5 protein-coding genes, 1 pseudogene and 1 other annotated feature are annotated in these 7033 nt (G+C 27.3%); of the genes and pseudogenes, 5 read left to right on the top strand and 1 reads right to left on the bottom strand.

Annotated elements, in window-relative coordinates:
* Positions 1–392 precede the first annotated feature (392 nt).
* The 4 genes from FGK85_RS14080 (at position 393) to tyrS (ending at position 5525) form a co-directional block, all read left to right on the top strand.
* Positions 393–1400: an ABC transporter substrate-binding protein gene (locus FGK85_RS14080; protein ID WP_138207672.1), complete on the top strand. Its 1008-nt coding sequence runs from the start codon at positions 393–395 to the stop codon at positions 1398–1400.
* On the top strand, positions 1372–2127 hold the full coding sequence (locus FGK85_RS14075) for an ABC transporter permease (RefSeq protein ID WP_138207670.1): 756 nt from the start codon (positions 1372–1374) through the stop codon (positions 2125–2127). The genes FGK85_RS14080 and FGK85_RS14075 overlap by 29 nt, the downstream gene beginning before the upstream one ends.
* A gap of 602 nt (positions 2128–2729) precedes the next feature.
* Positions 2730–3311, top strand: coding sequence for an ABC transporter ATP-binding protein (locus FGK85_RS14070; protein WP_341472491.1), 582 nt, complete (start codon positions 2730–2732; stop codon positions 3309–3311).
* A 287-nt stretch (positions 3312–3598) separates the two neighbouring features.
* Positions 3599–3881 (top strand) — a binding site (T-box leader).
* Between the two features lie 447 nt (positions 3882–4328).
* On the top strand, positions 4329–5525 hold the full coding sequence (tyrS, locus tag FGK85_RS14065) for a tyrosine--tRNA ligase (protein ID WP_138207674.1): 1197 nt from the start codon (positions 4329–4331) through the stop codon (positions 5523–5525).
* Positions 5526–5620: 95 nt separating this feature from the next.
* On the opposite strand, the gene FGK85_RS14060 is transcribed toward tyrS, so the two are convergent.
* Entirely contained in the window at positions 5621–6394 is a 774-nt protein-coding gene (locus tag FGK85_RS14060) for a DUF4184 family protein (protein WP_138207666.1), read from the bottom strand.
* 431 nt (positions 6395–6825) lie between these two features.
* Here FGK85_RS14060 and FGK85_RS14055 point away from each other — a divergent pair.
* Positions 6826–7033 (top strand): annotated as a pseudogene (locus FGK85_RS14055) (MerR family transcriptional regulator); the annotation flags it as partial.

The following is a 7033-nucleotide window of genomic DNA, read 5'->3' as shown; positions in this document are numbered from 1 at the left end:
TATTTTATATATGCTTGTATAAAGGAGTAATAAAGGTATGATGGAAAGTTTTTCATTTAAGTTTGAAATTACATATAAACTTGATATATAATTTAAGTGAGGTAAGAACTAAGAAAGAAGTAAGAGTTAGGGGTAAAACTCAATGGTATATTAAAATGTTATATAAATTTAATTATTTTACATAATTTAAAGTAATATATAAGGGTGAAGTGTAGTATTGAAGTATGTAACTTTTAATTTTCAAAAATTTTTGTATAAAAAAATAGATGGATTAATGCTACATGGAAGTTGTAAAAGGTATCTTGAATGTTATTGCAAGTTTTGATAATCATTAGGTAAGAATACGTAAGGACTATGTAAAACTGCAAAATATCGTATTATGAGGTGATAATGTGAAAAGAAAAATTTATGCAATTGGTTTAGTGGTGTTAATGTGTTTTACAATTTTTTTAGGTGGTTGTTCTAATTCTTCAAAGAATAATAAAAATAGTGCACAAAATACTACTAATACAAAAGAGGAAAAGATAAAAATAGGAGCTTTAAAGGGACCTACAGGTATAGGTATGGTAAAGTGTATGGAAGAAAATAAGGACAAATATGAAATCTCTTTATTTAATTCTCCTGATGAAGTGGTATCTAAAATTGTAAGCGGTGAATTAGATGGAGCAGCAGTGCCTTCTAATTTAGCAGCAGTTTTGTATAATAAAACCAAAGGTGATGTTAATTTAGTAGGGGTTAACACATTAGGGGTTTTATATATTGTAGAAAATGGGAATACTATTAAAGATATAAAAGACTTAAAAGGAAAAACTGTATATTCATCAGGTAAAGGATCAGCACCAGAGTTCATATTTAACTATATACTTAAGAAAAATGGATTGGAACCGGATAAAGATGTTAAGATAGAGTATAAAATGCAACATAGTGATTTAGCTGCTTCCGTGGCTTCTAAGGAAGTAAAAATAGCATTGCTTCCAGAACCTTTTGTAACTTCTTCTAAGCTTAAAAATAAGGAGTTAAATGTACCTATTAATTTAACAGAACAATGGGATAAGGTTGTGGAGGACGGAAGTAAGCTAGTTATGGGAGCAATAGTATTTAGAAAAGATTTTGTATCTAACAAAAAAGATAGTTTAAATAATTTTCTTAAAGATTATGAGAAATCCGTAGATTTTGTTAATAAAAATAATCAAGAGGCAGGCAAACTTGCGGAAAAGCATGGAGTTATGCCAAAGGCAAAGATAGCTGAATTAGCAATTCCTAGATGCAATATAGTTCTTATGCAAGGAGAGGAAGCTAAAAAATCTATAGAAGGATTTTTAAAAGTATTATTCCAAAGTAATCCAAAGTCAATTGGAGGAAAATTACCAGATGAAGGATTTTATTATAAAAATAATTAAAAAAATAACCATATTGTTCTTTTGGTTGATTATTTGGGAGCTTGGCTCCCTTTTTCTTAATAAGGAAATTTTACTACCTGGTCCAGTGGCAGTTTTAAATAAACTAGCCACACTTATATTTCAAATGTATTTTTGGAAAAGTATAGCTTATAGCCTATTAAGAGTGTTTTTGGCTTTACTAATATCAATAACTATAGGTATCGTATTTGGAATATTAGGTGGAGTCTTTAGAATTTTTGAAGAAATTATGGAACCTTTTATGGCGGCAGTAAAATCAACGCCTGTAATGTCTATAATAATATTGGCTTTGGTGTGGTTTAAATCTGGAAATGTGGCTATTTTTACAGCTATATTAATATGTTTTCCAATAATATACACCAATGTACTTGAAGGCATAAAGTCTGTGGATAATAAAATTATAGAAATGGCAGTGCTATATAAAGCAAAAAAGTTTTACATTATAAAAGATATTTATTTGCCATCTATAAGTACATATATAATTTCAGGAACACTTCTTTGCTTGGGGCTTGGCTGGAAAGTTGTAGTGGCATCAGAGGTTTTGAGTACTCCTAAATATTCTATAGGTATAAATCTTTTAAATGCTAAAACTATATTGGATACTGAAGAACTTTTTGCATGGACTATAGTTGTAGTAATATTGAGTTTACTTCTAGAAATTATTTTTAAAAAATATATAAATAGGCTAAATTCAAGGATGAGCAATTGAGTAAAGAATAATTAGTTGGTATTTGTTTTTTATATTAATTTGTAAAAATATCGAAAACAAAATTTGTTGTAAATAACAACTAAGTGCTATTTAATTTACATATTGGATTATACAATTAACAAAAATCAAAACTTGCTAGAGATAATAGTTGGCTTGTACATAGGGTATAAATTAACATGTGATGAAATATGAGAAAATTAGTAGAGTAGAATATTGTATTAATTCACATATCAATATCCATATATAATATATATAAATGCTGTATATAAATATTGTATAAAAGACTTATAAAAAATATTGAAAGGGATATAATTATGAATAAGCATAGATTGCAAAAAATTCATAAAGATATAGATAAGTTATCAAAAGGACTTGAAAGATGGAAGACTAAAGAAAACCTAGAAGAAAACCTAGAAGAAAATCTAAAAGAAAATTTAGAAGAAAATTTAGAAGAAAATCTAAAAGAAAATTTAGAAGAAAATTTAGAAGAAAATTTAAAATTAAACATAAAAATATCTAAAATAGAATATTACAAATATAAATTATATTTAGCTAATAAAGCTAGGAAAAATTCTAATGAATATGTTCTTGAATTAGTTAATATCTGTAAAAGATATGGCGATAAGAGAATTTTTAATAACTTAAATATTGATTTTCCTAAAAATAAAATTATCGTGATAACGGGTCCTTCAGGTGTTGGGAAAACTACCTTATTAAACATAATAAGCGGGATAGATAAAGAGTATACAGGTCAGGTGATATTTAGTAAGGACATAGGAAGTGAGAAATTTTCCTATGTATTTCAAGAAGATAGGTTAATTCCTTGGCTTACGGTTTATGAAAATATTGCTTTTGTTTTAAAATCTCAATTACAAAAGGAAGAAATGAAGCAAATTATCCATAAATACTTAAGATTAGTAAACCTATATGAAGATAAAAATTTACTACCTAAGGCTTTAAGTGGAGGTATGAAAAGGCGGGTAGCTCTTGCAAGAGCCTTTGCCTACGAAAGTGATATATTACTTATGGATGAACCTTTTAAGGGTCTTGATAATGATTTAAAAAAACAAATAATGGATGAATTTTTACAAATATGGAATGAAAATAAGAAAACTGTAATATTAGTAACTCATAACATAGAAGAAGCAGAAGTGTTGGGACATTATATTTATAAAATGGAATAATTTCTAAAGAAATTTTTATACATAAAATTGTGTTAATGGCAACATTGTATTTATAAAACTGTAATTAGCAATATAATATTAATAATTACAGTTTTATGCATTAAACATTCGTTATTTCTGCATAAATGTTACTACTGGAAATAGGTTTAAATGTATTGCATTGTTTAAAAATTTTCAATGTAAGTATTAATATTAAGTATAAGTTTCAAATTACTAGTTAAAGTTTGAAAAATTTTACTTGACATTTAAACAGAATTTTCTTATAATGATGTAAAAGTTCATATGAAATAAATGCTATGATAAGAAAAAGTAAGTTAATTCTATCTTTTAAGAGAGTCTCTGGTTGGTGTGAAGAGATAAAGAAGGATAAACTGAATACATCTTTGAGCATCGCACCGAAGCCACTGTGGTTGTAGGCTGCTGACGGGATCTTTCAGCCGTTAAAAATGATAGAGTATCATGTGTATTTTAAAATTTTGCATCGTACTCGAAAAGGTTAATATCGTGAGGTATTAATAAATTAAGGTGGTACCACGGGAATATTTTTAAATATAGACTCCCGTCCTTATTGTTTAGGCAGTAAGGACGGGAGTTTTGATTTTTTTGTAAGCTTACACAAAGGTATTTGGAACAGAGAGATTTTGAATGCTAAGTATGTAACTGTATTTATTTTGCCGGCAAAAGTTACTTATAAATATTAGCATACAATTTTCAAAGGCTATATTAGGTTATGAAATTTAAAATATATTCTTTTTAAAAAGAATATACAAACGATTGCAGTTATTCATACAATAAATGGATAATGTTATATGCTCTATCGTGTAAAGTGCCATTTAATTCCACGCTGTTATTCATACAATATATGGTTAATGTTATATTCGAGATATAATTACCCAATTTTCTTGGGTGATAAAAAATTAAATGGGTGATAAAAAATTTAAAATGAAAGGAAGGTGAAGTGTGTAAATTATAAAAATTTATAAAGTATAAGAATTTATGATTTTACACACGGAAAATATTATGAATATAGATGAACAAATAAAAATTATTAGAAAAGGTGTAGATGAAATAATAAATATAGATGAATTAAGAGATAAATTAGAAAAATGTGAAAAAGAAAATAGACCTTTAGTGGTAAAATTAGGACTTGATCCTAGTGCTCCAGATATACACATTGGTCATGCGGTAGTTTTGAGAAAAATTAAGCAAATCCAAGATTTAGGGCATAAAGCTGTTATTATAATAGGAGATTTTACAGGGATGATAGGAGATCCTACAGGTAAATCAAAGGCAAGAAAACAGCTTACTAAGGAGCAGGTTATAGGAAATGCTAAAACTTATGAAAAACAAATATTTAAAATATTAGACAAGGATAAAACAGAGTTAAGATTTAACAGTGAGTGGTTAGAAAAACTTAATTTTAAGGATGTTATAGAATTAGCTGCAAAATACACTGTAGCAAGAATGCTTGAGAGGGAAGATTTTAAAAATAGATTCAATAATCAGATGAGCATAGGAATACATGAATTTTTTTACCCATTGATGCAGGCTTATGATTCTGTAGAAATAAAGGCAGATATAGAGTTAGGAGGCACGGATCAAAGATTTAATATTTTGATGGGAAGAACATTGCAGAAAGAGTACAAACAAGATAGCCAAGTAGCCATATTTATGCCTATTCTTGAGGGACTAGATGGAGTTGAAAAGATGAGTAAAAGTCTTGGAAATTACGTTGGAATAAATGAAGATGCAAATACCATGTATAGTAAAGTTATGCAGGTACCTGACCAATTGATAATAAAATACTTTGAGTTAGCAACAGACCTTCATCCAGATACTATAGATGATATAAAGGAAGAATTGCATCAGGATGGCGTAAATCCAAGGGATATTAAAATGAAACTTGCTAAGGAAATTACAAATTTATACCATGGTGAAGAAGAAGCTGCAAAGGCAGAGGAAAATTTCAAGAGTGTATTTCAAAAGGATCAGGTGCCTAAAGATATTCCAGTAATAGAAATACAACCGGGTTTTGGATTAATAGATATAATGGTTAAAGGCAATTTAGTTCCATCTAAAAATGAAGCGAGAAGATTGATATTGCAAGGCGGAGTTAAAATAAACGGGGAAATGGTAAAGGAATTTAAAGAAGTTCAGTTAAATTCTGGAGACGTAATAAAAGTAGGAAAGAGAAAATTTATAAAAGTAATGTAAAATTTATTGTATATATGTGTGTTAAAATGCCCAATTTTATTCTTTGGTTATTTAAAATAATCAAAAGGAATAAAGTTGGGCATTTTTTTATAAGATTAATGAACCGTCCCTAGCTTGTCCGAGTAAAATGATACAATTATGTATCCAAAAAATAATCCATTTATGAAAGTTACTACAGAGTTTCCAATGGGTTTAAGTCCTAAATTTATAAAATTAATGTAAATAGAAATTAAAATAAAAAGGATACCAATACATAATGGAATCAAATGATATATAAATTTTCTTTTTGATGTTAATTTTGATACATTCTTCTTTTTAAAGATTATGGAGCTAGTATCTCTTTTAAAATACAAAAATATTAATATAGCAATTAAACCTAAAAAAGTACTGAAGTGTTGAAGTAATTTATATATAGGAAAACTAATATTTATAAATTGTATTTTTCTATTTAATAAGGGTATTAAAGTTACAAAATAACCATTTGTATGAGTAAAGCCATCCCAAAGTACATGAGTTATCATACCTAGAATACATGAATAAGTAAATATAATTATTTTTTTTATAGAGTTTAAGTTCCAACGTTTTTCACTTATGTACCAATACCACTGGTCTAATGGAGAAAAACAGTGATTTATAAAGGGCTTTTTTATTATATTGTGAAAAATATAAGCAATAACAAAACATAGTGGCAAATCTAAAAAGATAAAACCTGAAAAACAGTGGCCTATAGTTGAAAAAGGTTTAAAGTGTAGAAAATATTCAAAATCTGGGGCCATGCTTCCTAATATTAAACCAGTAAAACTAAAATATTTTTTCCATTTGCTTTTTATAGGTAAAATTGCAGCTGGATGTGCGAAAGTAAAAGGCATAATATCGCTCCTAACTAAAAATAATAATTTAATTTTATTTATTAACAGTAAAACTGTCAATAAATAAATTGTTAATAAAATTAATGAACCGTCCCCGGCTTGGACAAGAACGTATGTATGTATAAAATACATTTTTTTGTCTATAATGTAAAATAGGAAATACCTAAATACGGTGTAACAACTCTTAGGTGTAACAAATCTTAAGTTTAAGCTAGTAAATTTAAGTTAGAATAAAAGCTAGTATATTTAAGCTTTTAAGCTAGAATAAAAAAACTTCCTGGCAAACTTACAAATTTGTTTATGAGTTGTGTTAAAATAAGTAGTATGGTTTTCTAATTACAGGTAGAAGGAGGATATCTTTAGTTACTAAAAGTATATACAAATGTATTTAGAAATAGTAAAATGTGCTTACGAAAAGGAAGTGAGTACATTTGAAAAATAATAACTATAAACCAAATGAATTTGCAGAATTAATTAATGTATCAGTTAGAACATTGCAAAGATGGGATAACGAAGGAATATTAAAAGTATTTAGAACACCAACAAATAGGAGATATTATACTTATGAACAATATAAAGAAAATATAAGAAAAAAATAAAGGAAGATGAAGAAGTTGAAAAAAGCATACAAAATAGAAA

Origin of the sequence: Haloimpatiens lingqiaonensis (assembly GCF_901447495.1) — a bacterium.
GTDB lineage: Bacteria > Bacillota > Clostridia > Clostridiales > Clostridiaceae > Haloimpatiens > Haloimpatiens lingqiaonensis.
This window is presented reverse-complemented; position numbering and strand designations above follow the sequence as displayed.